The 3,754-nt window shown below is 34.4% G+C and carries 3 protein-coding genes and 1 pseudogene; 3 read left to right on the top strand and 1 reads right to left on the bottom strand.

The window, feature by feature from the left end:
• Positions 1-329 precede the first annotated feature (329 nt).
• A pseudogene (locus tag AC0NJG_RS28510) lies at positions 330-1,048 on the top strand (IS3 family transposase); the annotation flags it as partial.
• A gap of 207 nt (positions 1,049-1,255) precedes the next feature.
• On the opposite strand, the gene AC0NJG_RS28505 reads toward AC0NJG_RS28510, so the two are convergent.
• Positions 1,256-1,615, bottom strand: coding sequence for a helix-turn-helix domain-containing protein (locus AC0NJG_RS28505; protein WP_474063703.1), 360 nt, complete (start codon positions 1,613-1,615; stop codon positions 1,256-1,258).
• 183 nt (positions 1,616-1,798) lie between these two features.
• On the opposite strand from AC0NJG_RS28505, the gene AC0NJG_RS28500 reads away from it, so the two are divergent.
• Positions 1,799-2,803 carry an asparaginase gene (locus tag AC0NJG_RS28500; protein ID WP_474063702.1) on the top strand — a complete coding sequence of 335 codons (1,005 nt, stop codon included), beginning with the start codon at positions 1,799-1,801 and terminating at the stop codon, positions 2,801-2,803.
• A gap of 44 nt (positions 2,804-2,847) precedes the next feature.
• Positions 2,848-3,754 (top strand): lyase family protein (locus AC0NJG_RS28495; protein WP_474063701.1); only part of this gene is annotated, 907 nt, incomplete at its 3' end.

The raw sequence follows: 3,754 nt of genomic DNA, 5'->3' as shown, positions 1-3,754 counted from the left end.
TGCGGGGTTAGCCTAATCAATTAGAGTTCGATAGAACTCTTTACTTAGGAATCCCCCACTTCTAAACGAAGTGAAAGTGGGGGTAGTTCAAAGTAACCCTAAGTCTAATTTTTGTAATATTTTGTAATAAAAAACTCTTTTTTTCGTTTTCGGGTAATTCTAAATTTTTAGGTTGATAGCGATGTGCAGATAGATAAATTATGAAAAATTATTAGGACAGAATAATTTATACTAAAATAAAAAAAGTATCTTTTTAGTGAAATGCACCTCCAATTGTTAGACATAGTCTAACAATTGGAGGTGCATTTTTTATGGCTAAATTTTCTTCAAAAGAAAAAATTCAAGCTATTTATCATGAACATGATGGGTGTTATGGGTATCGTCGTATTCGTGATGAACTGATGAATCGTGGACACAAAATAAATCATAAAAAAGTGTATCGCCTTATGAAAGAATTAGGGTTAAAATGCCTTGTTCGTATGAAAAAATATCGTTCTTACAAAGGGACAGTTGGGCAAATTGCGCCCAACATTTTAAATCGCAATTTCCAAGCGAAAAAACCAAATGAGAAGTGGGTTACAGATATTACGGAGTTTAAGTTATTTGGGGAGAAGCTATACCTATCACCGATGTTGGATTTATTTAATGGTGAAATTATCACGTATACAATTGGTTCAAGACCGACCTATTCCCTTGTTTCAACAATGTTAGACCAAGCCTTTGAACACGTAACAGATCAAGACAAACTCCTCATTCATTCTGATCAAGAGTGGCACTATCAAATGAACCAATACCGTCATTCTCTTAAGCAATATGGCATAACACAAAGTATGTCTCGTAAAGGAAACTGTTATGACAATGCCGTTATTGAAAATTTTTTCGGTATCATGAAATCGGAATTTCTGTATCGAAAAGAATTTGAAAGTATAACACATTTCAAACAAGAATTAGCAAAATATATAGACTACTATAATCATAAAAGAATTAAGGCATCCTCTAGGGTATGAGCCCGGTACAATACCGGCCTCATACCCTAGAGGATGCCTAATGAAGCGACCTGTCTAACTTTCGGGGGTCACTTCAGAAATAGATACTTTTTTTATTAGGTAGTTAATGGAATGAAATCGGATTAATAATCATTTCCATATTAATCACAAATATCCTAGTTGCAGATTAATAGTATCGGTACATCTAAATTTAAAGGGGGAAATGAATTTCTTCTTCGTTTTTTATATTATTTATTTTGAAACTCAGATTAAATATTTTTTATTTTCCTGAAGTTTAGTTCTCTTTTACTCCTCACAAAAGCAATAAAGTCAATTAATTCTTCAGTGGATAATACTTCTCCGTCTATTAAAAGTGTTTGGTCTGGATCTTTCAGTAGTTTTGTGATTTCAATTAAATCTTTGATTTGTTGTGAATTTTCCGTTCTTCTTAAAATATAATCTACGGAAGTATCAAATAAATCTGCTATTTTGGATAAAGATTGTAATGAAGGCAATCTATAACCATTTTCATACCCTGCATAGGTGCTTTTTGCAATCCCAAGTCGATCTGCTGTATCTTGTAAGGACCATTTTCGTTCTTTTCTTAATTCAGATAAGCGTTCTAGCATTCGTCTCATACCTCATCTATTTTATTGAATCAATTATAACATAGAAAAATAGTCAAGAAAAGAAAGAGTGTACGCGTTTTGAATACAAAACCTTGATTATTCTAAATTAAGTTCTATAATGATAAATATAAATACGCATTACGCGAACGATATGTAGGTTCTAATTTTATGGAGGTTTTGTGTGTGAAGAAAATTTTATTACTTGCCACAGGAGGAACTATTGCATCTGTGGAGGGAAACGAAGGACTTGTTCCAGGATTGTCAGCAGAGGAATTGTTGCATTATTTCTCAAGGTCATCTCAAAACTTAGAGATAGATTGTAAAATTCTAATGAATATTGATAGTACAAATATGCAGCCTGAGCATTGGATAGAAATGGCTAATGCTATTTTTAGTCATTATGATGATTACGATGGGTTTGTGATTACACATGGAACCGATACGTTAGCATATACCTCTTCTGCACTTTCTTATATGCTTCAAGGTTTAAGAAAACCAGTTGTTTTAACAGGTTCACAAGTACCTATCAGTTTCAAAAAAACAGACGCAAAGAAAAACGTGACTGATGCTCTTAGATTTGCCTGTGAGGATGTTGGCGGTGTGTTTATTGTCTTTGATAGTAGGGTGATCATTGGGACAAGAGCTGTTAAAATGCGAACAAAAAGTTATGATGCATTTGAAAGTGTGAATTACCCATATGTTGCTGAAGTAAATGAAAATGAAGTGAAATATCATTGGAAGCCAACTTTCCCTCATAATGAACTCTCAGTAAATACTAATTTATGTACAGATGTTTTTCTTATGAAATTGTACCCTGGTACAAAACCGGAGATATTTGATTGTCTAAAAGATGTGTATAAAGGAATCATTATTGAAAGTTTTGGTAACGGTGGATTACCTTTTGAGGGAAGAAACTTGCTTTCGAAAATTCAAGAGTTGACTGAAATGGGCATTGCTGTAGTAATTACTACTCAATGCCTAGAAGAAGGAGAAGACATACTTCTCTATGAAGTAGGACGAAAAGTAGTACAGCATCCAGTGATATTATCAGGAGACATGAATACGGAAGCCATTATAGCAAAATTGATGTGGACACTTGGAAGGACTAATAAATTAGAAGAAATTAAAGAAATATTTGAAACGCCTTTAGCATATGACCTAACACTTAAATCCGATAAGGATTGGTAATGACTTCATCTGTTTTTTACATTTAATATAGGAGAGAAATTAATATGTCAATTACAAACAAAAACATACGAGTTGAGCAGGATTTTTTGGGATTAAAGGAAGTACCTATTGAGGCTTATTACGGTATTCAAACATTACGTGCTGTTGAAAACTTTCCAATCACAGGATATAGAGTAAATAAGGAATTAATTAAAGCGTTCGCAATTGTAAAAAAAGCTGCAGCGCTTGCGAATACAGATGTAGGAAGATTGGAATTGAACAAGGGCGGCGCGATCGCAGAAGCTGCTCAAGAAATTCTCGATGGAAAATGGCATGATCATTTCATCGTAGATCCAATCCAAGGCGGAGCAGGCACTTCAATGAACATGAATGCAAATGAAGTCATTGCCAATCGTGCTCTTGAATTATTAGGAATGGAAAAGGGAGACTATCATTATATTAGTCCAAATAGTCATGTGAACATGGCGCAATCAACAAACGATGCATTCCCAACGGCGATTCATATCGCTACATTAAACGCATTAGAAGGTTTATTACAAACGATGGGTTATATGCACGATGTATTTGAATTAAAAGCAGAACAGTTCGATCATGTGATTAAAATGGGTCGTACACATTTACAAGACGCTGTGCCAATTCGCCTTGGACAAGAATTTAAAGCATACTCTCGCGTACTTGAACGTGATATGAAACGAATTCAGCAGTCACGTCAACACTTATATGAAGTGAACATGGGAGCAACTGCAGTTGGTACAGGTTTAAATGCAGATTCAGAATATATTGAAGCAGTTGTAAAACATTTAGCTGTAATTAGTGAACTACCACTTGTTGGTGCAGAAGACTTAGTAGATGCAACGCAAAATACGGATGCATACACTGAAGTATCAGCAGCATTGAAAGTATGTATGATGAATATGTCTAAAATTGCGAATGACCTTCGCTTAATGGCAT

This window comes from Bacillus sp. SSR7, assembly GCF_055902415.1.
Note: the sequence above shows the minus strand (reverse complement) of the source record. Positions and strands in the feature narration are given on the sequence as shown.